The 21,823-nt window shown below is 72.0% G+C and carries 26 protein-coding genes; 13 read left to right on the top strand and 13 right to left on the bottom strand.

The genetic code is table 11. The features are described from left to right. Position 1: 1 nt before the first annotated feature. Positions 2–223 carry a hypothetical protein gene (locus PKE78_RS05235; RefSeq protein ID WP_271199772.1) on the top strand — a complete coding sequence of 74 codons (222 nt, stop codon included), beginning with the start codon at positions 2–4 and terminating at the stop codon, positions 221–223. 135 nt (positions 224–358) lie between these two features. Continuing rightward, positions 359–1,258: a KPN_02809 family neutral zinc metallopeptidase gene (gene ypfJ, locus PKE78_RS05230; RefSeq protein ID WP_271199771.1), complete on the top strand. Its 900-nt coding sequence runs from the start codon at positions 359–361 to the stop codon at positions 1,256–1,258. 32 nt (positions 1,259–1,290) lie between these two features. Here the strand turns inward: ypfJ and PKE78_RS05225 are convergent, their stop codons facing one another. Both PKE78_RS05225 and PKE78_RS05220 read right to left on the bottom strand, forming a co-directional pair. Continuing rightward, positions 1,291–2,355, bottom strand: coding sequence for a hypothetical protein (locus tag PKE78_RS05225; protein WP_271199770.1), 1,065 nt, complete (start codon positions 2,353–2,355; stop codon positions 1,291–1,293). A gap of 4 nt (positions 2,356–2,359) precedes the next feature. Next, positions 2,360–2,803 (bottom strand): Crp/Fnr family transcriptional regulator, encoded by a 444-nt coding sequence (locus PKE78_RS05220; RefSeq protein WP_271199769.1) that lies wholly within the window; start codon positions 2,801–2,803, stop codon positions 2,360–2,362. A 170-nt stretch (positions 2,804–2,973) separates the two neighbouring features. Here PKE78_RS05220 and PKE78_RS05215 point away from each other — a divergent pair, with 170 nt between their 5' ends. After that, positions 2,974–3,705, top strand: coding sequence for a helix-turn-helix transcriptional regulator (locus tag PKE78_RS05215; RefSeq protein ID WP_271199768.1), 732 nt, complete (start codon positions 2,974–2,976; stop codon positions 3,703–3,705). Positions 3,706–3,709: 4 nt separating this feature from the next. On the opposite strand, the gene PKE78_RS05210 is transcribed toward PKE78_RS05215, so the two are convergent. Continuing rightward, positions 3,710–4,216: an RNA pyrophosphohydrolase gene (locus PKE78_RS05210; protein WP_271199767.1), complete on the bottom strand. Its 507-nt coding sequence runs from the start codon at positions 4,214–4,216 to the stop codon at positions 3,710–3,712. Between the two features lie 109 nt (positions 4,217–4,325). Further along, the gene (locus PKE78_RS05205) at positions 4,326–4,832 is read right to left on the bottom strand and encodes a thermonuclease family protein (RefSeq protein WP_271199766.1); all 507 of its coding nucleotides are present in this window, start codon (positions 4,830–4,832) and stop codon (positions 4,326–4,328) included. A gap of 209 nt (positions 4,833–5,041) precedes the next feature. Between PKE78_RS05205 and PKE78_RS05200 the strand changes: the two genes are divergently transcribed. Beyond that, positions 5,042–5,557 (top strand): L,D-transpeptidase, encoded by a 516-nt coding sequence (locus PKE78_RS05200; protein ID WP_271199765.1) that lies wholly within the window; start codon positions 5,042–5,044, stop codon positions 5,555–5,557. A 151-nt stretch (positions 5,558–5,708) separates the two neighbouring features. Here PKE78_RS05200 and PKE78_RS05195 read toward each other — a convergent pair whose 3' ends face one another. After that, entirely contained in the window at positions 5,709–6,119 is a 411-nt protein-coding gene (locus tag PKE78_RS05195) for a hypothetical protein (RefSeq protein ID WP_271199764.1), read from the bottom strand. Positions 6,120–6,407: 288 nt separating this feature from the next. Further along, positions 6,408–7,718: an SAM-dependent methyltransferase gene (locus tag PKE78_RS05190; protein WP_271199763.1), complete on the bottom strand. Its 1,311-nt coding sequence runs from the start codon at positions 7,716–7,718 to the stop codon at positions 6,408–6,410. A 503-nt stretch (positions 7,719–8,221) separates the two neighbouring features. On the opposite strand from PKE78_RS05190, the gene PKE78_RS05185 reads away from it, so the two are divergent. Then, positions 8,222–8,605 (top strand): hypothetical protein, encoded by a 384-nt coding sequence (locus PKE78_RS05185; RefSeq protein WP_271199762.1) that lies wholly within the window; start codon positions 8,222–8,224, stop codon positions 8,603–8,605. A 58-nt stretch (positions 8,606–8,663) separates the two neighbouring features. Here PKE78_RS05185 and PKE78_RS05180 read toward each other — a convergent pair whose 3' ends face one another. From PKE78_RS05180 to PKE78_RS05170, 3 genes are all read right to left on the bottom strand, one after another. Then, complete coding sequence (locus PKE78_RS05180; protein ID WP_271199761.1) at positions 8,664–9,053, bottom strand: DUF3597 domain-containing protein; 390 nt, start codon at positions 9,051–9,053, stop codon at positions 8,664–8,666. 119 nt (positions 9,054–9,172) lie between these two features. Beyond that, positions 9,173–9,832: an extensin-like domain-containing protein gene (locus PKE78_RS05175; RefSeq protein WP_271199760.1), complete on the bottom strand. Its 660-nt coding sequence runs from the start codon at positions 9,830–9,832 to the stop codon at positions 9,173–9,175. A 79-nt stretch (positions 9,833–9,911) separates the two neighbouring features. Continuing rightward, positions 9,912–10,103 carry a DUF1674 domain-containing protein gene (locus tag PKE78_RS05170; RefSeq protein ID WP_271199759.1) on the bottom strand — a complete coding sequence of 64 codons (192 nt, stop codon included), beginning with the start codon at positions 10,101–10,103 and terminating at the stop codon, positions 9,912–9,914. 124 nt (positions 10,104–10,227) lie between these two features. On the opposite strand from PKE78_RS05170, the gene htpX reads away from it, so the two are divergent. From htpX to PKE78_RS05150, 4 genes are all read left to right on the top strand, one after another. Beyond that, entirely contained in the window at positions 10,228–11,157 is a 930-nt protein-coding gene (htpX, locus tag PKE78_RS05165; RefSeq protein ID WP_271199758.1) for a zinc metalloprotease HtpX, read from the top strand. Further along, positions 11,154–12,527, top strand: a complete 1,374-nt coding sequence (locus tag PKE78_RS05160) for an RsmB/NOP family class I SAM-dependent RNA methyltransferase (protein ID WP_271199757.1) — start codon at positions 11,154–11,156, stop codon at positions 12,525–12,527. The genes htpX and PKE78_RS05160 overlap by 4 nt, the downstream gene beginning before the upstream one ends. 99 nt (positions 12,528–12,626) lie before the next feature. Further along, positions 12,627–14,384: a heparinase II/III family protein gene (locus tag PKE78_RS05155; RefSeq protein ID WP_271199756.1), complete on the top strand. Its 1,758-nt coding sequence runs from the start codon at positions 12,627–12,629 to the stop codon at positions 14,382–14,384. Between the two features lie 89 nt (positions 14,385–14,473). Continuing rightward, positions 14,474–15,010, top strand: coding sequence for a DUF3617 domain-containing protein (locus PKE78_RS05150; protein ID WP_271199755.1), 537 nt, complete (start codon positions 14,474–14,476; stop codon positions 15,008–15,010). A 10-nt stretch (positions 15,011–15,020) separates the two neighbouring features. Here PKE78_RS05150 and hrcA read toward each other — a convergent pair whose 3' ends face one another. Beyond that, positions 15,021–16,112: a heat-inducible transcriptional repressor HrcA gene (gene hrcA, locus PKE78_RS05145; RefSeq protein WP_271199754.1), complete on the bottom strand. Its 1,092-nt coding sequence runs from the start codon at positions 16,110–16,112 to the stop codon at positions 15,021–15,023. Between the two features lie 133 nt (positions 16,113–16,245). Between hrcA and rph the strand changes: the two genes are divergently transcribed. Genes rph through hemW form a run of 3 tightly spaced genes read left to right on the top strand, consistent with a single transcriptional unit; the run spans position 16,246 to position 18,800 of the window. After that, entirely contained in the window at positions 16,246–16,959 is a 714-nt protein-coding gene (gene rph, locus PKE78_RS05140; RefSeq protein ID WP_271200074.1) for a ribonuclease PH, read from the top strand. 30 nt (positions 16,960–16,989) lie between these two features. Further along, on the top strand, positions 16,990–17,655 hold the full coding sequence (gene rdgB / locus PKE78_RS05135; protein WP_271199753.1) for an RdgB/HAM1 family non-canonical purine NTP pyrophosphatase: 666 nt from the start codon (positions 16,990–16,992) through the stop codon (positions 17,653–17,655). Continuing rightward, entirely contained in the window at positions 17,652–18,800 is a 1,149-nt protein-coding gene (hemW, locus tag PKE78_RS05130) for a radical SAM family heme chaperone HemW (protein ID WP_271199752.1), read from the top strand. Before rdgB ends, hemW begins: the two co-directional genes overlap by 4 nt. Positions 18,801–18,812: 12 nt before the next feature. Here hemW and PKE78_RS05125 read toward each other — a convergent pair whose 3' ends face one another. Genes PKE78_RS05125 through PKE78_RS05115 form a run of 3 tightly spaced genes read right to left on the bottom strand, consistent with a single transcriptional unit; the run spans position 18,813 to position 20,724 of the window. Next, entirely contained in the window at positions 18,813–19,217 is a 405-nt protein-coding gene (locus PKE78_RS05125; RefSeq protein ID WP_271199751.1) for a type II toxin-antitoxin system VapC family toxin, read from the bottom strand. Next, positions 19,214–19,447, bottom strand: coding sequence for an antitoxin (locus PKE78_RS05120; RefSeq protein WP_271199750.1), 234 nt, complete (start codon positions 19,445–19,447; stop codon positions 19,214–19,216). The genes PKE78_RS05125 and PKE78_RS05120 overlap by 4 nt, the downstream gene beginning before the upstream one ends. A 56-nt stretch (positions 19,448–19,503) precedes the next feature. Further along, positions 19,504–20,724, bottom strand: coding sequence for a penicillin-binding protein activator (locus PKE78_RS05115; RefSeq protein WP_271199749.1), 1,221 nt, complete (start codon positions 20,722–20,724; stop codon positions 19,504–19,506). A 180-nt stretch (positions 20,725–20,904) separates the two neighbouring features. Here PKE78_RS05115 and rsmI point away from each other — a divergent pair, with 180 nt between their 5' ends. Then, positions 20,905–21,822 (top strand): 16S rRNA (cytidine(1402)-2'-O)-methyltransferase, encoded by a 918-nt coding sequence (rsmI, locus tag PKE78_RS05110; protein WP_271199748.1) that lies wholly within the window; start codon positions 20,905–20,907, stop codon positions 21,820–21,822. Position 21,823: the final 1 nt, after the last annotated feature.

The raw sequence follows: 21,823 nt of genomic DNA, 5'->3' as shown, positions 1-21,823 counted from the left end.
GATGGCTATCCCGTTTCTCATCCTCAAGCCTGGGGCCGTCGACGGCGTCGCATCTCCCTCTCCCGGGGGCGTAAAGCAGACGGACCAGGACATCGGGGAGCAGGCGAAGCAGCTCTTCTCCGAAGTCGCCACACGCGCGCGTCGTAAGGCCGAGGAGCGCGACGCGACGATCCGTTCGATCGGCGACAAGCGGTTGCGCGAGCGCCTTCTCGACGACGAGTAGTCGTTACGCGCTGATCTGAGCGCTCGCCTCTTCGCACCCCCTTCGTTTTGCTTGCGGCTGTCCTTGACGGGACGTGGCTCCGGCCGCGCTCCGCGCTAGATTGCGTCTGGAGGGACCGTCGAGCGAGGGCCGGCCATGCGCTGGGATGATTTCCGCCGAAGCGACAATGTCGACGACGAGCGCGGCGGCGGTGGGGGCGGTGGCTTCCGGTTTCCCGGCGGGGGCGTCGGGATCGGCGGCCTGATCGTGGTGGGGCTGGTGTCCTGGGCGCTCGGCGTCGATCCGCGGCTGATCCTCGCAGGCCTCGAGACCATCCAGGGCGGCGGCGGTTCGGGATATTCCCAGCAGGAGAGGCCCCAAGGCGATCCGAGCCAGCTTTCGGAGGAAGAGAAGCGCCAGGGCGAGTTCGTGCGCGCGGTGTTGGCCCAGACCGAAGACGTCTGGGACAAGCTGTTCCAGGACTCCGGCAAGCGCTACGAGCGCCCGCGCCTGACGCTGTTCTCGGGCCGGACCAGCACCGCCTGCGGCATGGGCAGCGCCGCCATGGGGCCGTTCTACTGCCCCGGCGACCAGCGCGTGTATCTCGACACCGAGTTCTTCGACGAGCTGTCGCGCAAGTTCCGCTCGCCCGGCGAGTTCGCCCGCGCCTATGTCATCGCCCACGAGATCGGGCATCACGTGCAGAACGAACTCGGCATCATGAAAATGGCCAACGACCGCCGCCGGCAGGCGCGTTCGGAAGAGGAGGCCAACGCGATTTCGGTCCGGATCGAGCTGCAGGCGGACTGCTTCGCCGGCGTCTGGGCCTTTTGGGCGAACAAGCGCTTCAACGTGATCGAGCCCGGCGACGTCGAGGGCGCGCTGAAGGCGGCGACCGCGATCGGCGACGACACGCTGCAGCGCCGCTCCGGCGGCGAGGTGGTGCCCGACAGCTTCACCCACGGCTCCTCCGCCCAGCGGGTGCAGTGGTTCCGCGCCGGGCTCACGACCGGCGACCCGCGCCAGTGCAACACCTTCGAGGCCCGGCGGCTGTGAGCGCCGCCGCCGTCCGCTAAGCCGGAGGGACGTCAGACGCGCGCGGCCACCAGCCGCGCGCCGCGGCGTCCGAGGTCGGCGACCGCGCCTGCGGCGAGAGCGGCGAACCACGCGATCGCCCAGCCCAGCCATTCGAGCAGCAGCTCGGTCAGGCGCGTCGTGGCGCGGAACGCCCGCAGGCTGGCGCGCCCCACCAGCTCGGCGACCGCGCGGGAGCGGGCGCCGAACCGGCGCGCGAACGGCGCGAGGTCCGCGAGATCGTCGCCCGAACGCACGAAGCGCATCAGCCGCACGGTCTCCGCGGCCCCCGCGGCGGCGCTCGCGGCCTTGAAGTCCGCGCCGGTGGCGGCGAGGGCGCGCAGATCGAGCGCGCCGCCGCCCGTCCGGGTTGCGCGGACCGCCGCCCCGCCCGCCGCCTCGGCGCCCCCGACGCGGCGGGCGTCCGCGGTCCGGAACAGCCGCCGCGCCAGATCGGCGGTGAACTCCGCCGTCAGGGTGCCAACGCGCCGCGCCGCCTTCAGCGCCGAGACGCCGAACTTCGCCGGCGCGGCGCCGCCTCCGGTGGCGAAAGTCGCGGCCGTCGCCGCAAGCCCCGCCGCCGACAGCGCCATGATGAGTTCGCTGTGCTCCTCGCCGCGCGCCATGCGGGCGCCTTCGCGGGCGAGGTCGCGCACGTCGCCGATGACGGTGAGGTCGGAGGCGAGGGCTCCGGCGAGCGCGGCGGTTCCGTTCGCCTCGCCGGTGACGAAGCCGAACGCCGCGTCCCGCGCGTTGCGCCAGGCCGCAGCCTGGGGCGCTTCGGCCGCCGCGAGCCGGGCGCGGGTCCCGTCGATCAAGGGGCGGCCGAGCTCGCCCGCGAGATCGGCGTAGCCGCGGGCGAGCGCGACGTCCTCGGCGTCGAGGGCGGCGGCGACCCGCCGCTCCAGCGCGTCGCCGGGCGCCGCCGCGTCGAGCGCGCGGGCGATCGCGACGTCGAGCGGGACCGTGTAGCCCCAGTCGCGCGCGGCCCCGAGGGCGACCGCCGCGACCGACAGCGCGAGGCCGGCGCGGCTCAGCCGCGCGGCCCAGTCGACGGCGCGGACGAGGCGCGCGCCCATCGTCTTACGGTCCTTTCGCGCGCATGAGCGCGGCGTGGACCTCGAGCCGCTCGGTCCAGCGGTGGATGTCGCGCAGAATGCGGGCGGCGAAGGCGGGATCCTCGGCGAGCAGCTCGTGAACGAGCTCGCGAGGAGCGACAAGGACACGCGACGGACGATCGGCGAACACGTCCGTGGGCGCGATCATCTCCAGGGCCGCGACGCCGGAGACCCAGGCGCCGGGGGCGTCGTCGCGCCAGACCATCGGCTCGGCGACGCCGCGCACGAAGCGCCGCATGGTCCACCGCCCCTCCAGCAGGAACAGGAAATGCTCGGTGGTTCGGTCGCGGGCCAGAATGGTCTCGCCCGCCGCATGCGCGCGTTCCTCCGAGCCCGCCGCGAGGCGGCTGCGAGTCGCGTCCGCGAACGGGGCGAAGAACGGCGACTGGTTCAGCGCCTCGGGCGACATTTTTGACCCTCCGCGGGAGCGTTCCCGCGCGCTGAAGATGGGCGCAGCGGCGCCGGGGCTCAAGCGGCGCCCGCGGCGTCTGCAGGACCCATGCGACGAAACAAGGCTTTTTATGGATGCTTTCGCCGGCGTTTTCGGAGATAGTGAGGCGTCTACGGGGAGCGTGCGGGTTGGCGGTGAGCGGCATCGGGCGGGTTGCGTGCGGTGGGTCCGACTGCATCCAGGCAGGCGGGGTCGTCGCGCGGCGGGAGGAAGCGATCCGGCCGCAGGTCCGTCTGCGCAGACAGGCGCCGGAGCTCGACGAAGCCGCGGTGTTCGGGGCTGTCGAGGCGCTGCAGGCCTGCGGCAAGGCTGCGGCGCTGATTGGTCGCGGGCTCGAGCTCATCGCGGCGACGCGGCGCGCGGAGTCCCATTTCGGCGCCGGCCTGAAAGTGACGGACGGCGTGCTCGCGGCGAGCGATTCACGCTGCCAACCGGCCTTCGCGCATCTCGCCGCGATCGCGACGAGCGCGGAATATCTCACGCTGCGCCGCGCGCCCGATCCCGCGCCGCTCCATCGCGCCCGGGGGCGGCCCCTGATCGCGGACGCCGCGCCGTTCCGGCTGGAGGCCTGCGGCACGGGGCGCGAGGTCCGCGCGATCATCCTGCTCACCGATCCGGACGAGGCGCCGCCCGCCGTGCGCGAGAGCGCGCTCACGCACGCGTTCCGGCTGTCGGCGACAGAGGCGCGGCTTGTCGCGGCGCTCGCGCGCGGCGAGACGCTGGAAAGCTGCGCCGCCGCACGTGGGGTTGCGCTCTCCACCGTGCGCAACCAGCTCGCCGCGGCGTTCGACAAGACCGGCGTGCGCCGGCAGTCCGAACTGATCGCCCTCGTGGCTCGGGTCGGCGGCGCGCCGGGCTGACGGTTTAGGCTGGCGCGGCGAAGCGCGCGAAGGCGCGCGCCACGTTTTCGTAGAGCGCGCGCTTGTAGGGCACGACCAACGCCGGCAGCCGCTCGAGCCGCTCCCAGCGCCACGCGGAGAACTCGGGTTCGGCGCCGGCCGCTGCGGGCGCGAGGTCGATCTCGCCGTCGTCGCCTTCGAACCGCATGGCGAACCAGCGCTGCCGCTGGCCGCGGAAGGCGGCGAGGCGGTGCGGCGGGCCGTCATAGGGCGGGAAGTCGTAAGTCAGCCATTCGGGATGGACGCCGAGCACCGAGGCGCTGCGTACGCCGGTCTCCTCGAACAGCTCGCGTCGGGCGGCCTGCTCCGCGTCCTCGTCCGGATCGATCCCGCCCTGCGGCATCTGCCACGCGCAGCCGGGCGCGAGCGTCTCCGGCCCGTCGTCGCCGATGCGCTTCGCGATCAGCGCAAGCCCGCGGGCGTCGAACAGCGCGATCCCGACATTGGGGCGATAGGGCAGGGCGGAGCTCATCGGCGCCTTTCAAATCGTCGGCTGGGCTTGATGCGTCGGGGCGTTCCGGGCATCCGCTCGTGATTGATACATCAGACAGCGGCGGGACGTCGCGCAGTAAAAAGCCGGCTCAGCACCAGCTTTCGCGCCGCCCGCCGTCATAGGGGCGACCATGTCCCGCCCGAACCAGCGCGCCGGCGAGGTCGCCGACGCCGGCGGCGGAGACGCGCGCCACCACGCGGCCGAAATACTTGTCGCCGCGCACCTGGGTGAGCGTGAGCGGGCGATCCCGGACCAGCGCCGCGAGCGCCGCCGCGGCCGCTTCCGCCGCTTCGGTCTCTCGCGCGCAGCGGCCGCGCCGCTCGGGCGCGTCGACGCCGTCGATCCGGATCCGAGCCACGATGTCCTGTCCAGGAAAGGCGCGCACCCGCGCCTCGATCGTGTCGCCGTCGATGGCGGAAAGCGCGGTCGCGGCGAGGCCCGCCGCCGGGCCGGCGCGGGACGGCTCGGCCCGCTCCATGGCCGCGGGCGCCTCGCGCGCCTGCGGCATCGCCGCCGCGGCGAGAGCGGCTCCGAACGCCGCGCCCACGACCATGTCGGCGAGCCTGCGGGCGATCGTGGGCGAGAATCGGAACATGATCCCATACGCTAACAGAATCATGTCAAAAATACGGAAATTAATCCTTATTAAACATATGACAAATTAATGCGCGCATTTGGTCGCGGGCATGGAAACCAGACGCTAACAACGTCTGTTGTTGTACTTGCGAAGGCGAAATCCCTTCAGTAGGGGCGAAGTTCAGGCGTGGTCAGGCGCGGTAGGCGCTGGTGTTCGGGGTGCGTGTCATGAAGCGGTTCGGTCGGTTCGCAGGATGCGCGCTGGCGGTCGTGGTCGCAGGTTCGTTTGCAGGAGGAGCCGGCGCCCGTGAGATCGTGCCGTTCGAGACCGACGCCTACCGGGCCGGCACGATCGTCATCCGCAACTCCGAGCGAGCGCTCTACCTCGTCGGCGGCGACGGGCGCGCGATGCGCTACCGGGTGGCGGTCGGCCGTCCGGGCAAGCAATGGCTCGGCTCGGCGTGGATCAAAGGCAAGTATGTCGAGCCGGCGTGGTCGCCGCCGGAAGAGGTGAGGCGCGACAAGCCCCACCTGCCGGACGTCATTCCCGGCGGCTCGCCGAAGAACCCGATGGGACCGCGGGCGCTGCTGCTCGACCGCGACGAGTACGCGATCCACGGCACCAACCGGCCGAAGTCGATCGGAACCTACGCGTCCTATGGCTGCATCCGCATGCGCAACGTCGACATCATAGACCTCTACGAGCGCGTGAAGGTCGGCGCGAAGGTCGTGGTTGTTCCGTGATCGAAAGCGAGACGCCGTGGCCGCGCATGTTGTTTGCGCGGTACGTCAGCGGCTGCGGCGAACGAATACGAGGGCACGCGTCTCGAACGAAATCGGACGGAGCCGAGGCCCCGCCCGAACCTGTCGCGACCGAAATGCCGCGAGCCTGTCGTCAGCGTCCGCAATAGACGAGAACGAAGAAGTCGCGGTCGACGTTGGTGCCGTCGATCGCGTTGTCGATTTGGATGAAGACGCCGTTGTCGTTGCCGCTGCGCCGGGTGACGCCCGCCGCGGCCGGCGTTGCGCTGCCGATGCTGGATTCGCCCACAGTGACGGCGTAGGCGCACCGCGTGATGTCGCGGTCGAAGCCGACCTCGTAGACGCCGAGGCCGAGCTTGGTGGTCCCGGTGGCGATCACCCCCTCGCCGCGGGCGATCGTGCCGTCGGCGTTGATGGCCGCCGACATCAGCGCCATACCAAGATCGGTTGGGTCCACATTGGGCTGCGCCCGCGCGCCGGGCGGCGGCGTGTTGAGGTTTGGCTCGGCGGCCTGAAGCGGAGCGGCGAACAGGGCGGCGGCCATGGCCGCGCCCCCCAGCAACGGCAAGGTTTTCATGACGTGGTCTCGCAAGGCGTCGGAAGACGCTCGTGTTGAGGATGACGTTAAATGCGCGGCGTTCCCCCCGAACCCGCGCCGTATACGCACGCGATCGTACTTCGCCCGGCGACGTCGAGGTCGTCGAGGTATGACGAAAGTATTAGAAGCTCGCAGTTGTCAGCGAATACGCGACCAACTCGCCGCTTGAGCGTGCGGCGACCGTAGCATGCGGCGCTCGCGGACGGAACGACCGGTTGGTACTATTTTGGTCGACTAAGGTCCGGGGGCGTAGACGTCGCCCCGGGTCGCGGGGAGGGCGACCGATCCGCTCTTGGTGCGGGAGGAGGCCAGCGTCTGGCACACGCCGATCGAGCCGCGGGCGAAGGCGAGCGAGACGCCGGCGAGGTAGGCGATCCACATCCGGGTCCGCACTTCGCCGACCTCGGCTTCGGCGGCCGCGCGGTTCGCCTGCAGCCTGCGGCACCAGAGCGCCGTGGTGCGGGCGTAGTGGCGGCGGAGCGCCTCGGTGTCCTGCACCTCGAAGCCGGCCCGCTCCAGCCCGCTGAGCGTCGAGCCGATGTGGTCGAGCTCCGCGCCGGGGAACACGTGGCGCATGATCGCCTTGGCCTCGGGCCGCAGCTTGCGGTCGTCGCCGGGCTTGGCCCGCCGGGTGATCGCGTGGTGCAGGTAGAGCCCGCCCGGCTTCAGCAGCCGGCGGACGCCGCGATAGTAGGCGTCGGCGTTCTTCAGCCCGACATGTTCGAACATGCCGACCGAGGCGATCTTGTCGAAGGAGCCGGCGACCGTGGTCCAGTCCGCGAGCGCGACCGTCACCCGGCCCTGCAGCCCGCGCTCCTCGATCATCGCCTGCGCGCCGGCGAGCTGCTCGCGCGAGAGCGTCACGCCGTGCGCGGTCACGCCGTAGCGCTCGGCGGCGTGGCAGACCAGCGCGCCCCAGCCGCAGCCGACGTCGAGAAAGGTCTCGCCCGGCTTCAGCCGCAGCTTGCGGCACACGAGGTCGAGCTTCGCCTCCTGCGCCGTGTCGAGGTCGTCGTTCCAGTCCTGGAAGTACGCGCAGGAGTAGATCAGCCGCCGGTCGAGGAACAGGCGGTAGAAGGCGTTCGAGACGTCGTAGTGGTGGGCGATGTTCTTCTGGTTGTCGTCCGGGTCGCCGGACCGCCCGGGGGCCGCGTTCGGACCGCCTTCGCCGGGCAGCTTCAGGTCGCCGGCCGGCACCTTGAGGAAGGCCGCGGCGCCGCGGGCGAGCCGCAGCGGGCCGACGGCGCGCAGCAGGTCGCGCCCGCGCACCGACGGCCGCCGCTCGGCGAGATCGAACAGGTCGCCGTTCTCGAGATCGATGCGGCCGAGCGCGTGCAGCCGCACCAGCGTATCGAGCTTGGGCGATTTCGCGAGCGCGGCGAGCGTCCCCTCGTCGGAGAAGCGCACCAGCAACTGGTCGGGGCCGACATTGGCCGGCGCGGTCGAGCCGTCCCAGAGCTTGAGCGCGAGATGCGGCCCGAGCAGCGGCGCGACCGCCGCCGCGATGTCGCGCGCGAGCGCGAGTCGTCGGTCGGCGGCTGTCATCGGTTCACGGCTCCTGCGGTCCCCTCGCAAGCATGCGCGCTGCTGTGCGCCCGATCGGGCGTCCGGGTCAAGGCGGCCGGCGATCACGAGACGCCGCAGGCGCTCGCTCAGCGCCTCGGGCGGCGGCTCGTCCCGGCTTTTCGACTGGGCGGACGCGGCGGTCGGCGCGCCTGCCGCGGTATGCCCCCCGACAGAGCCGGACGGAGGCGCCGACGCTCGGTCAGGGTTGATCAGGCCACGGACAAACGGCCGCGGTCGATGCCAAAAAATGCCATCGGGCATGTCGCCTTTGGGCCGCGTCCATCTGGACTCCAAAAGACGCTCCGACGGGCGGCGCATCCTCATCGGGCGCCGACCTGCGGCGCCGGGCGTCCAGCCTGCGCCTCACGATCGCGAGGCTGGAGATCACAAGACCCAAAACCCGGCGCGCCCCGCATTGATCGAGGAGAGGCTGGTCATATCTGCCGCCCCCCGAACGCCACGATCGAAGGAGCAGACGCCGGATGATGGACAAGCAGAAGAAGGTGATGGTGGGCGCGTTGATCGCCGTCGGTCTCGCGGTAGGGGCGTATTTCGCGTTGGGCGGTCAGGACATGTCGGAAAGGATGACGACCAAGACCGGCGAAGGCCCGTCGACGGCCCCGTCGCCTTCGCCTGCCGCACCGCCGGCGGCCCCAGCGGTTCCGGAGGAGCCGGCGCTCGCCCCGCTCAGGGAGTCGCCCGCCACGCCGGTCCCCGCGCCGGATGCGCCCAATCCAGCTTCACCGCCCGCTGAGCCGCCTGCGGCCCCTGCGGTTCCGGAGGAGCCGGCGCTCGCGCCGCTGCGGGAATCGCCGGCCACGCCGGTCCCCGCGCCGGATGCGCAGAACTCTGCACCTCAGCGTTGATCAGGAAAATCCGGACGGCGCGGCGTTGGCCGCGCCGTCCGGATTGCGCGTCGCCCCGTCAGGCGAGATCGGCCGGCACCTTGCCGCCGTTGGCCTTCAGCTTCGCGATGACCTGCTTGTGCAGCCAGATGTTCAGGGTGGCGCTGTCGGAGGCGTCGCCCGTGTAGCCCAGCTCCTTGGCGAGCTCCTGCCGGTGGCTCAGGCTGCTGTCGAGGCCAAGGGCCTTCATCAGGTCCACGATCGAGGTGCGCCAGTTCAGTTTCTGGCCGCTCTTCGCGACAGCGTCGTCGAGCACGGCGGCGACGTCGACGGAGCCCGCGGCGGCGGGCTGGCCGGCCTGCGGGGCGGGCGCGGCTTCGGTCGGCGCGGGCGCTGCAGGCGCCGTGGACGCCTCGTCGGCCTTGGCCTTGCCGAAGATGGCCTCTTTGATGGTGTCGAAGATGCCCAAGGGAGTGCGCTCCTGTCTTTGCGAAGGGCTCCCTGAGCTAGCGCTTCGCGAGGCGCGGGCCATAGCCAGCCCGACCGTGGACGAACTTTTTCGCTCGTCGTTCCGCTCCGTCGCGCGCGTCACCGGCAGATGTCGAAGCCGCCGAGATCGAGATGCAGGTGGTCGGCGTGGGCGGCGTTGTAGTCCGGCGACAGCACGCCCGCGAAGACGCCGCAGGCGCCGTCGCGGGCCTCCCGCAGGAAGCGGCCTGCGGGCCCCGCATCGCTCCAGTCGCGTAGCACCGAGACCGTGCGGCCGTCCGCCAGCCGGAAGGCTGAGATGTCGATGGCGTTGGCGGTCGCGTGCTGCGAGCGCCGGCCCGAGGCGCGGCCATAGACGTTGCGGCAGGAATAGGCGCCGAAATGGGCGACGCCGGCGAGCTCCACGCCGAACAGCCGTCGCGCCGCCGGCCGCAGCGTGTGCCGCTCCCACGCGAGATAGGCGGCGGCGAGCGGGCAGCGCATCACCGGCGGCGCGTCGAGCGCGAGCGCGGCGGCCGACGGCGCGACGCCGTCCACGTAGCCGCAGCCGTTCGCGATCGGCCGGTCGGGCGCGGCCCGCACCGGCAGACCGGAGCGCGCCAGCACGCGGGCGCAGGTCTCGGGCGAGGCCGCCAGCGCGCGGATGCGCCATTGGGTGAAGGCGCCGGGCGGCTCCCGCAGGTCGAGCGGGAAGTGGCGGTCGAGGTCGGACAGCGCGATCGCCCCGGCGACGCCAAGCACGATGGCGAGCCCCAGCAACCCGCGCCCGACCAGCCGGCCGAGGACCGGCCGCCCCGGGCGTCGGCCCGGCGGCGGGGCCGGAGCGGGCGCGTCCCACTCAGAAATCGGTGGCGATCCCCTTGCGCTCCCAGTCGCCGTAGCGAACGGGCTCCGGGCCGTCGCGGCCTGCGATCTCGCGCGTCTTCGCCAGCTCCGCGGCCTGGCGCTCGTATTCGGCGCGCCGCTCGGCGGCCTCGGCGAGCGCGCGCCGGGCCGCGTCGGGCAGCGGGCGTTCCGGTGCGTTCTCCATGGCCGTCCTCGCGTTCTGATCCGATCGTGACCTACAGCGTCTTGGCGCTCCGGCGGTCCTCACCCCACATATAGGCCGCGCCGGTCTCGGCGCGAGCTTTCACGCGATACGGAGATCGCTTCACATGAACTACTTCCGCACGGCGCTGCTGCTGGCCGGCCTCACCGCGCTGTTCATGGCGGTCGGATTCGTGATCGGCGGCCGCGGCGGCCTGATGATCGCGTTCGTGGTGGCGCTCGCCATGAACGTGTTCAGCTACTGGAACTCCGACAAGATGGTCCTGCGCATGACAAACGCGCAGGAGGTCGACGCGCATTCGGCGCCCGAGTTCTACGCCATGGTGCGCGATCTCGCGGCCCGGGTGCAGCTGCCGATGCCGCGCGTCTACATCATCCACGAGGACCAGCCGAACGCCTTCGCGACCGGCCGCAATCCCCAAAACGCGGCCGTGGCGGCGACGACCGGCCTGCTCAACCGGCTCTCCCGCGAGGAGGTCGCGGGCGTGATGGCGCACGAACTCGCGCACGTGAAGAACCACGACACGCTCGTCATGACGATCACGGCCACCATCGCCGGCGCGATCTCGATGATCGCGAATTTCGGCTTCCTGTTCTCCGGCAACCGGGAGAACAACCAGCCGATGGGCATGATAGGGTCGATCGCAATGATGATTCTCGCCCCCATCGCCGCGATGATCGTGCAGATGGCGATCAGCCGGACGCGCGAGTACCAGGCCGACAAGCTGGGCGCTGAGATCTGCGGGCGGCCGGAATGGCTCGCCAACGCGCTGATCAACATTGAGCGCGGCGCGCGCCAGATCGAGAACCACGCGGCCGAGCGCAACCCGGCGACGGCGCACATGTTCATCATCAATCCGCTCTCGGGGCAGCGCATGGACAACCTGTTCTCGACCCACCCGGCGACCGAGAACAGGGTCGCGGCGCTGATGGAGCTCGCGCGCTCCATGGGCGGCCGTGGCTCCCCCGGGGCCTCGCAGCCGACGGGTCCTTGGGGCGGCGGCGACGCCGGCCGCCGCGGCGGGCCTTGGGGTTGAACCGTCGTCCCGACGTCCGTCGGCCCCAGCCGCAGCGTCGCGGCCCCGGCCCCGGCCAGCGCGCGCCTGAGGTTCCGGGCCTCGCGGCGCGGCGCGTCGCGGTCCGGCTCGTCGACGGGGTGCTGTCGCGCACCCGTCCGCTCGACGCCGCGCTCGAGGTCGATCACGACCCGTCCGGCTTCCGCGCGCTGGACGAGCGCGACCGCGCGCTCGCCCGCGCCATCGCCGGCGCGACGCTCCGGCGTTTCGGCACGCTGCGGACGCTGATCGCGGCGCGGCTCGACAAGGGATTGCCGAAGAAGGGCGGGCCGCTCGAGGCTATCCTCGCCACCGGGGCGGCGCAGGCGCTGTTCATGCAGATCCCGGCGCACACGGCGGTCGATCTCGCGGTGGCGGCCGCGCGCGCCGATCCGGACGCCCGCCATTTCGCCGGCCTCGTCAACGCGGTGCTGCGGGCGGTCGTGACGGAGGGCGCTCCCGAATCTGAACCCGGCGCGGATCTGCCGCCGTGGCTGCAGGCGCGCTGGATCAGGGCTTACGGACCGGAGACGACGGCTGCGATCGCCGCCGCGGTGGCGGTCGAGCCCGGCCTCGACCTCAGCGTCAAAGCGGACGCCGCCCGCTGGGCGGAGACGCTCGGCGGCTCCGTGCTGCCGACCGGCGGCGTGCGCATTCCCGGCGGAGGCCGCGTCACCGCGCTCGAAGGCTATGGCGAGGGCGCCTGGTGGGTGCAGGACGCGGCGGCGGCGCTGCCGGTACGGTTGTTCGGCGACCTCTCCGGCCGCAGCGCGATCGACCTCTGCGCCGCGCCCGGCGGCAAGACCGCGCAGCTCGCGGCCGGCGGCGCCGAAGTGATCGCCGTAGATCGCTCGGCCGAGCGGCTGCAGCGGCTGAACGAGAACCTGTCCCGGCTCGGCCTGACGGCGACGCCGCGCGTCGGCGACGCTGCGGCGATCGCGCTGGAGCCGGCCGACGTGGTGCTGCTCGACGCGCCGTGCAGCGCGACCGGCACCATCCGCCGCCACCCCGACGTTGCCTGGATGAAGCGCGAGAGCGACATCGCCGCGCTCGCCCGCCTGCAGGCCGCCCTGCTCGACGCGGCGGTGCGGCTCGTCAAGCCCGGCGGAACGCTGGTCTACTGCACCTGTTCGCTTGAGCCGGAAGAGGGCGAGCGGCAGATTCAGGCCCTGCTCGCCCGCGTGAACGGCGGCGTGCGGATCGAGCCTGTGCGTCCGGCGGAATTGCCGGGGCTGGAGGCCGCCATTGACGACGACGGCTGCGTCCGCACCCTGCCGAGCCACCTTCCGGCCGACGAGCCGCGCCTGTCGGGCATGGACGGGTTCTTCGCCGCCCGACTGCGCGTGGGATAGCGCGGCTGCGAGTGGCGACAGCGCTCGCCCGGTGTGCGACATTTTCGTGATGTCATCGGCGCGGCGTCGGGCGTGGTGCGTAAAGGAGGCGCGTGAGGCATGAGCGGGGGGGCGCTCGGGGAGAAGACGCGCCTCGCGCGCTTCGTCGCCGCGGAAGGCGCGCGCGTGGCGTGGCGCCGCTTCGCGGCGCTGACAACCGCCCCGTTCCGCGCCGCCGGCCGCACCCCCGACAAGCTCGTCATCGCGCCGCAGGACCTGCGCACCTCCGACCCGACGCGGGCCGGCGAGATCTACGCCGGGCTCTACGTGTTCGCGGGCAAGACGGTGGACGTGCGCGGAGGGTCGCCGTTCCAGTCCGACGCGCCGTCGGACGGTTGGGCCGAGGCGCTGCACGGCTTCGGCTGGCTGAGGCATCTGCGCGCCGCCGACACCACGCTCGCCCGCGCCAACGCCCGCGCGCTGGTGGACGAATGGATCGGCCTGCGCGGCGGGCGCCACGCCGCCGTGGCGCGCGCGCCCCATGTGGCGGCGCGCCGGCTGATCGCGTGGCTCTGCCACTCGCCGCTCATCCTCGACGGCGCCGACCGCGCGTTCTACCGCCGCTTCCTTCGCAGCCTCGCGCGGCAGACGCGGCAGCTCGGACGGCTGCGCGCGGTCGCCGACGACGGTCTGCCGCGTCTCGCGGCCGATTGCGCCCTGACCTACGCCGGGCTCTGCCTCGCCGGCGAGAACCGCCTGCTCAAGACCGCCGCGCGCCAGCTCGCCGAGGAGCTCGACCGTCAGATCCTCGCGGATGGCGGCCATGTCGGCCGCAACCCGGCGGCGCTGGTCGAGATCCTGCTCGACCTGCTGCCGCTGCGCCAGGCCTTCGCGGTGCGCGGCGTCGCGCCGCCGCAGGCGCTGCTGAACGCGATCGACCGCGCCATGCCGATGCTGCGGTTCTTCCGGCATGGCGACGGCGACTTCGTCCAGTTCAACGGCGCGGGTCCGGCGCAAGGCGACCTGATCGCGACCGTGCTCGCCTATGACGACGCGCGCGGCGCGCCGCTGGAGGACGCTCCGCATTCCGGCTACCAGCGCGTGGCGGCGGGCGAGGCCCTGCTCGTCGCCGACGTCGGCGCGCCGCCGCCCCCGCCACTGTCGGCGACCGCGCACGCCGGCGCGCTCGCGTTCGAGTTCTCGTCGGGGACCGAGCAGATCATCGTCAACTGCGGCGTTCCCCGCCACGGCCGCGAGCGCTGGGACGCGTCGCGCGCGACCGCCGCCCATTCGACCGCGGTGATCGACGACACCTCGTCCTGCCGGTTCGCGCGTTCGCCGCTCCTGAGGCGACTGATCGGGCCGCTGATCCTGGCCGGGCCGCGGGCCCCGACCTCGCGGCGAGAGCGCGACGACGGTGGCGTGCGGCTGGTCGCAAGCCATGACGGCTACCGCGCGCGCTTCGGCCTCTGGCACGACCGCTCGCTGCGGCTCTCGGCCGACGGCGACCGGCTCGACGGCGAGGACGCGTTCCGGACGGCGGAGGGCGCGAAAACGCCGGAGGCCAAGGTCGCGCTGCGGTTCCATCTGCATCCTTCGGTGCGGGCGAGCGTCACCCAGGACGGTCAGGGCGTCGTGCTGGCGCTCGCGAGCGGCGCCGGCTGGCTGTTCGCCGCGGTCGACGCCACCGCCGAGCTCGAGGAGAGCGTGCACCTCTCGGGCGCGCATGGTCCGCGCCGGACCGAGCAGATCGTGATCCGGGCGCCGTTGCGGGGCGCGCCGAAGATCGCCTGGAGCCTGCGACGGTTGGAGACGGGCGCCGGCGCGTCCCGCCGCGCCCGCCTGCCGTCGAGCGGTGACGGGCCGACGCTGCTCTGAACCTTATGCGCCTTATTGGGCGTTGCCGCCGGGTCTCCCGAGCGTATGGTGCGCGCGATGAAACGGGAACTTTTGGCAAAGGCCCCCTGATGCGCATCGCTCTCGCCCTGCTCGCCGCCCTCGCGGCGTCTCCGTCGGCCGCCGCCGGCTTCGACCTTCCGCCCCGCAAGCCCGGCCAATGGGAGATGAAGATCGCGGTCGACACGGCGGCGATGCCGCCGCAGGTGATCCTCATGTGTCTCGACGAGGAGACCGACAAGCTGCTCAACCAGCGCTTCGGCGGCATGGCCTCCTCGATGTGCTCGCGGCAGGAGCAGTCGAAGGACGGCGACGCGCTCGTGCTTGAGAGCGTCTGCCAGCTGGGCGACATGCGAACCGAGTCGCGCAGCGTCGTGACCGGCGACTTCGACAGCGCCTACACCATGAAGACCAGCGTCACCATGAGCGGCTCGAACGCGCCGGGCGGGCTCAAGAACGTCGCGCCGGGCGGTCCGCAGAGCCAGCAGACCACGATCGAGGCGCGACGCACCGGCGCGTGCGACGCGAAGTACAAGCCCGGCGACATCGACCTCGGCATGGGCCGCACCCTTAACGTGCGCGAGATGCCCGAGCCGAAGATGCAGTGACGGCGCGCCGTCACCCCTGCTTGAGCAGGCGCCCGACCACCTTGGCGGTGTAGTCCACCATCGGCACGATGCGGGCGTAGTTCAGCCGCGTCGGGCCGATGACGCCAAGCACGCCCACGATCTTCTGGTCGCCGTCGCGGAACGGCGCCGCGATCATGGACGAGCCGGAGAGCGAGAACAGCTTGTTCTCCGAGCCGATGAAGATGCGCACGCCGTCCGCGGTCTCCGCCCGGCCGAGCAGCTCGATGACGTCCTGCTTGGCCTCGAGGTCATCGAGCAGCAGACGGATGCGTTCGAGGTCCTCAAGCGCCTTCAGGTCTTCGAGCAGGTTGGCCTGACCGCGCACGATGAGCTGCCGCGGGTGGTCGGCCGAAGCGCCGGCCCAGCTCGCGAGGCCCGCCGCCACCACGTCCGCCGAAAGCTCGTCGAGCTCCTGCTTGGCGGAGGCGACCGCCTCCTCGACCGCGGAACGGGCCTCGCCGAGCGTGCGGCCGCGCATGCGTGCGTTGAGGAAGTTCGCCGCCTCCGTCAGCGCCGAAGCCGGCAGGCCCTGCGGCAGGGGCACGATGCGGTTCTCGACCGAGCCGTCCTCGCCGACGAGGACGGCGAGCGCGCGCTGCGGCTCCAGCGGCACGAACTCCATGTGCTTGATCGCGGGGTCCTGCTTGGTCGCGACCACCACGCCCGCGCCGCGCGACAGGCCGGACAGCAGCGCGGAGGCGTCGGTCAGAACGTCCTCGACCGTGCGAGAGGCGCTCGTCGCCCGCACCTGCCGCTCGATCGCGGACCGGTCCTCGGGCCGCAGGTCGCCGATCTCCAGCATCGCGTCGACGAAGAAGCGCAGCCCGAACTGGGTCGGCAGCCTTCCTGCGCTGGTGTGGGGCGCGTAGATCAGCCCCAGCGCCTCGAGGTCCGCCATGACGTTGCGGACGGAAGCCGGCGACAACGACACCGACAGCAGCCGCGAGACGTTGCGCGAGCCAAGCGGCTCGCCCGTCGTCAGGTAGCTGTCGACGATGCGGCGGAAAATGTCGCGGGAGCGCTCGTCGAGCTGGGCGAGGCCCACAGGCGCCTCCGGCAGGATGGGTCGTTCGATCGACATCGGGACATCACCTCGCAGGACGTCACTTTTCCGGTAAGCGGCCGCGCGATCAAGCGCCGAGGCGCTTGCGGCCCGGGCGCGGCGCGGGCAGAAAGGCGCGCATCTTACACTTTTGTTAAGGCCCTCCATGTCCATCCGCCCGTCCAAGCGCGCACCCGACGCGATGCGCCCCGTCTCGATCGAGCGGGCGGTCGCGCGCTACGCGGAGGGCTCGTGCCTCGTGAAGTTCGGCGAGACCCACGTGCTGTGCTGCGCCTCGCTCGAGGACAAGGCGCCGGGCTGGCTGCGCGGACAGGGCCGCGGCTGGGTCACCGCCGAATACGCCATGCTGCCGCGCGCCACCCATGAGCGCACCCGCCGCGAGGTGACGAGCGGCAAACCTTCCGGCCGCACGCAGGAGATCCAGCGCCTCATCGGCCGCTCGCTCCGCGCCGTCGTCGACCTGAAGATGCTCGGCGAGCGCCAGATCACGGTGGACTGCGACGTGCTGCAGGCCGACGGGGGCACCCGCACCGCCTCCATCACCGGCGCCTGGGTCGCGCTCCACGACTGCCTCGCCTGGATGAAGGCGCGCGACATGCTGAAAGGCCCGGCGCTGAAGGACCATGTCGCGGCGGTGTCGTGCGGGATCTTCCGCGGCCAGCCGGTGCTCGACCTCGATTACGCCGAGGATTCGGAGGCCGAGACCGACGCCAATTTCGTGCTGACGGGGTCCGGCGGCATCGTCGAGATTCAGGGCACGGCCGAGGGCGCGCCGTTCTCGGAAGCCGAACTCATCGAACTGCTTGGGCTCGCGAAGTCGGGCTGCGCCAAACTCGTCGAACTGCAGAAGCTCGCCACGGCCTGAAGACAGGGCGCGACCGCGCCGGAGGAACGCATGACCGGCCAGGCTCCCGCGCTCGGCGCGCGGCTCGTGATCGCGACCCACAATGCGGGCAAGCTCGCGGAGTTCCGCGAACTGCTCGCGCCGTTCGGGCTCGAGGTGGTGTCCGCAGGCGAGCTCGGCCTGCCGGAGCCCGAGGAGACCGGCACGACCTACGCCGAGAACGCGCGCATCAAAGCCGAGACCGCCGCGGCGCTCTCCGGACTTCCTGCGCTCGCCGACGACAGCGGGCTCGCGGTGCAGGCGCTGTGGGGCGCGCCGGGCATCTTCTCCGCGCGCTGGGCCGGGCCGGACAAGGACTTCGCCGGCGCCATGGCTCGCGTCGAGGAGGACCTGCAGGACCGCGGCGCGACCAGCCCTGAGCAGCGGCGGGCGGCCTTCGTCGCGGCGCTCTGCCTCGCCACGCCCGATGGCGACGGGCTCGACGTCGAAGGCGCCGTGCATGGCGTGATCGTGTGGCCGCCGCGCGGGACGCTCGGCTTCGGCTACGATCCAATGTTCCAGCCGGACGGGTTTGACCGCACCTTCGGCGAGATGGCCTCGGACGAGAAGCACGGCGTGGTCTGGGACGGCGCGGGCCGCGCGACCGGGCTTTCCCACCGCGCCCGCGCCTTCGGCGAGCTGATGGCGGCGCTCTATCCCGAAGGCCCGCCGCGATGACCGAGCCTGGCTTCGGCGTCTACGTGCACTGGCCGTTCTGCGCGGCCAAATGCCCGTACTGCGACTTCAACAGCCATGTCCGGCGGGCCGAGATCGACCAGGACCGCTACCTCGCGGCCTTCCGGCGCGAGATCGCGCATATGGCGGCGCTTGCGCCGGGGCGCACGGTGGGCTCGATCTTCTTCGGCGGCGGAACGCCTTCGCTGATGAAGCCCGAAACGGTGGGCGGGGTGCTGGACGCGATCAACGAAGCCTGGGCCGTCGATCCCGGCGTCGAGGTCACGCTCGAGGCCAACCCGACCAGCGTCGAGGCCGAGCGCTTCCGCGGCTACCGCGCCGCGGGCGTCAACCGCGTCTCGCTCGGCGTGCAGGCGCTGAACGCGGCCGATCTCGCGGCCCTCGGCCGGCTGCACACAGTGGATGAGGCGCTGGAGGCGGTGCGGCTCGCCGTCTCGATCTTCCCGCGCGCCTCGTTCGATCTCATCTACGCCCGCCCGAACCAGACGCCGGAGGCATGGCGCGCGGAGCTGGCCGGGGCGCTGGCGCATGCGCCGGAGCACCTGTCGCTCTACCAGCTCACGATCGAGGAAGGCACGGCCTTCCATGCGCTCTACGCCGCCGGCAAGCTCAAGACGCCGGACGAGGAGACGTCTCGCGCGCTCTGGGACGTGACGCAGGAGGTGACGGAGCGCGCCGGAATGCCGGCCTACGAGATCTCCAACCACGCCCGCGCCGGCGCCGAAAGCCGGCACAACCTCGTCTACTGGCGCTACGGCGAATATGCCGGCGTCGGCCCCGGCGCCCATGGCCGGCTGGTGGTGGACGGCGTGCGCCGGGAGCTCGCGACCGAACGCAACCCGGAGCTCTGGGCCGCCGCCGTCGAGGCCGACGGCCATGGCGTGGTGGTCGACGAGGCGCTGAGCGCCGAGGCGCAGGCCGACGAGTTCCTGGTGATGGGGCTTCGCCTTGCGGAAGGCATCGACCTCGCCCGCTTCCACAGGCTGTCCGGCCGCAGGCTCGACGCCCGCCGCATCGACGACCTGATGATGGACGGAATGGTGGAGCGCGTCGGCCGCGACCGCCTGCGCGTCACCCGCGCAGGGTTCCCTGTGCTCGACGCCGTTGTCGCCGACCTCGCGGGCTGAGGCGCGACGGCGTCAGCGCAGCCAGTTTTCCACGCGCAGGTCCGGCACGCGGGAGAATTCGCCGACATTGTCGGTGACGAGCACGCAGCCTAGCGCGAGCGCGTGGGCGGCGATCAGCATGTCGTTGCCGCCGATCGGCGCGCCTGCGCGTTCGAGTCGCGCGCGAAGCAAGGCGTAGCGCGTCTCGGCGGGAGATTCGAAGGGCGCGACCGTCATGGTCTCCAGCAGTCCTTCGACATCGGCGGCCAGCTTGTCGCTCTTCTTTTTCTCCGCTCCGAACCGGAGCGCCGCAGCTACGATGATGCTCGTGAGAACGCGCGTCGTGAGCCCACGGCGCTGGATCGTCGTTCGTACCGGCCCGCGAGGCCGGCGCAGCATGTCCGACAGCGAGTTGGTGTCCAGGAGATAGCGTGTCACAGCTCGACAGGCTTCGGCGGAAGGTCCTCGATCTCCGGGAAGTCCTCGTCCAGCGGCTCGAGGCTGTCCAAAAACTCCAGCAGATCCTTGCGCCGCTTCGGTTCGATCACCACGGTGTCGCCGACCGCCCGAAGCGTGACGACGTCGCCGAACCGATCCCAGTCCGCGGGAATGCGGACCGCCCGGCTGCGGCCGTTCCTGAAAACCTTGGCGTCACGAGCTTCCGCCACCGTCCGCTCCTGCCATATGCCGGAGGCCTATGACATAGGAGCCCGCCTCTCCTCGGTCAATTCGCCTGGGCGGTCTGGCCGTCGAAGCTTCGGGACGCCGGGCTGATCACCGTCGCGCCGCCCGGCTGGATCCGATAGACCGCGAGCCCGCGCTCGTTGACGCCGTCGTTGCGGAAGCGGAACACGCCGTCGACGCCCGAGAAGCCGGATGGGTTGGTGAAGGTCTGGTCGGTCAGCCCGGCCGCGCCCTGCATCTTCACGATCGCCGCGACCAGCGAGGTGGCGTCGTAGGCGAGCGACGCGGTGCGGACCGGCTCCGAGCCGTATTTGGCGCGGTAGCGCTGCGCGAAGGACCGGAAGCCCGCGCTGTCCGGCGCGGCGAACCACGCGCCGGCGAGGCTCGCGTCGCGGGCGAGCGCCGGATCGTCCCACAGGCCCGTGCCGAGCAACTGCACCCGCTTGGTGTTGACGCCGTTCGAGGCCAGCAGCCCGACGAGCGTCGGGATGTTGTCGGCGCCGTCGGGGATGAACAGCGCGTCGGCCTGGTTCAGAGCGCTCGATACGCGGGCCACCGGCTCCGGCATCTTGGCGCGGTCGGCCGGGTAGCGCTCGATCGCGACCACGCGGCCGCCGGCGCGCGACACCGCCTGCTGGAACGCGGCCTCGGCGACGGCGCCGTAGCCGTTCTCCGGCAGCAGCGCGGCGAAGGAGCGCTTGCCCTGCGCGACGGCGTAGCTGACCACGCGCTGCACGTCGGATTCCGGCAGGAAGCTGAGTAGATAGACGCCGCGCGAGGCGACGTTGGCGTCGGTCGAGAACCCGATCAGCGGCACGCCGCGTCCGCGCGCCGCCTGGCCCGCGCCCTGCACCGAATGGGCGAACAGCGGGCCGATCACGAGCTTGGCGCCCTCGTCGGTCGCTTCGTTCACCGCCGCCTGCGCGCCCTGCGCCGAGCCGCGGTCGTCCTTCACCACAAGCTGGATGTCGGGCTGGTTGAACTCCGAAAGCGCGAGTTCGGCGGCGTTCTTCATGGACTGCGCGGCGGCGCCGGCGTTGCCGGACGCCGAGGTCGGCAGCACCAGCGCCACCTTGACCCCGCCTTGTCCCACCACCTCCGGCTGCGCGAGCGGTTCCGACGTCACCTGCGGCGTCGGCACGCCCTGCAGCGGATCGACGCCGCCGTCTCCGTCCCCCATGCCGCCGGCGCAGCCGGCGAGCGCAAGTGTCGCGCCCCACAGCAGGAGGGCGCGGCCGACAGGCCTCAGGTCGATTGTCATGTTCGCCACCGTCGTTCGGCCGGGCGCCCCCAACACGCCGCCCGACTCGCCGATTGCCCCGAGTCGCCTCCGGCGGATTGAAACGAAGCGGCGACTTTCCGCCGACGCGCTCCGCCGATAGACTTCGTTCGTTGGTAACCGACGAGTCCCGCCATGCCAAGGGTCGCGCGGCCGGGCTCCATGCCTGACGCACCTGACGCCGCCGAACCGGATCGCGCCCGAGGCTACCTCGTGGCCGGCGCGCGGCTGGTCGCGCCGCCGCTCGCGCCCGGCCTTCACATCGTCGCGACGCCGATCGGCACGCTCGCCGACATCACCCTGCGCGCTCTCGAGACGCTGGCCGCCGCCGACGCGGTGCTGTGCGAGGACACCCGCGTCACCGCCAAGCTCATGAGCCATTACGGCATCGGCGCGCGGCTGATCGCCTATCACGAGCACAACGCCTCCGAGATGCGCCCAAAGATTCTGGCGCGGCTCGCCGCCGGCGACCGGCTCGCGCTCGTCAGCGACGCCGGCACCCCGCTGATCTCCGACCCCGGCTTCAAGCTGGTGCGCGACTGCGCGGCGGAGGGGCTCCACGTCACCCATCTGCCCGGGCCGTCCGCGGTGCTGACCGCGCTGGTGCTGGCGGGGATGCCGACCGACCGCTTCTTCTTCGAAGGCTTTCTTCCGCCTAAGCAGGCCGCCCGGCGCGCCCGCATCGCGGAGATCGCGCGCGTGCCCGGCACGCTGGTGCTGTTCGAGACCGGGCCGCGCGTCGCGGAAGCGCTCGCCGACCTCGCCGAAGGGCTCGGACCCCGCCCGGCGGCGCTCGCCCGCGAACTGACCAAGCGGTTCGAGCAGGTCCGCCGCGCGACCCTGCCGGAGCTCGCAGGCGCGCTCGCGAACGAGCCCGACCCAAAGGGCGAGATCGTGCTGGTGATCGGCCCGCCGGAGGAGGAGGCGCCGCTTGAAGGCGGCGAACTCGACGCCCTGCTCGCCGCCGCGCTCGCGCGCGTCTCGCTCAAGGACGCGGTGGCGGAGGTCGCCGCCGCCACCGGCCTCAAGCGCCGGGAGGTCTACGCCCGCGCGCTCGAACTCGCGCAGACGGCCGGGTGAC

The organism is Methylopila turkensis, assembly GCF_027922325.1.
Lineage (GTDB): Bacteria > Pseudomonadota > Alphaproteobacteria > Rhizobiales > Methylopilaceae > Methylopila > Methylopila turkensis.
This window is presented reverse-complemented; position numbering and strand designations above follow the sequence as displayed.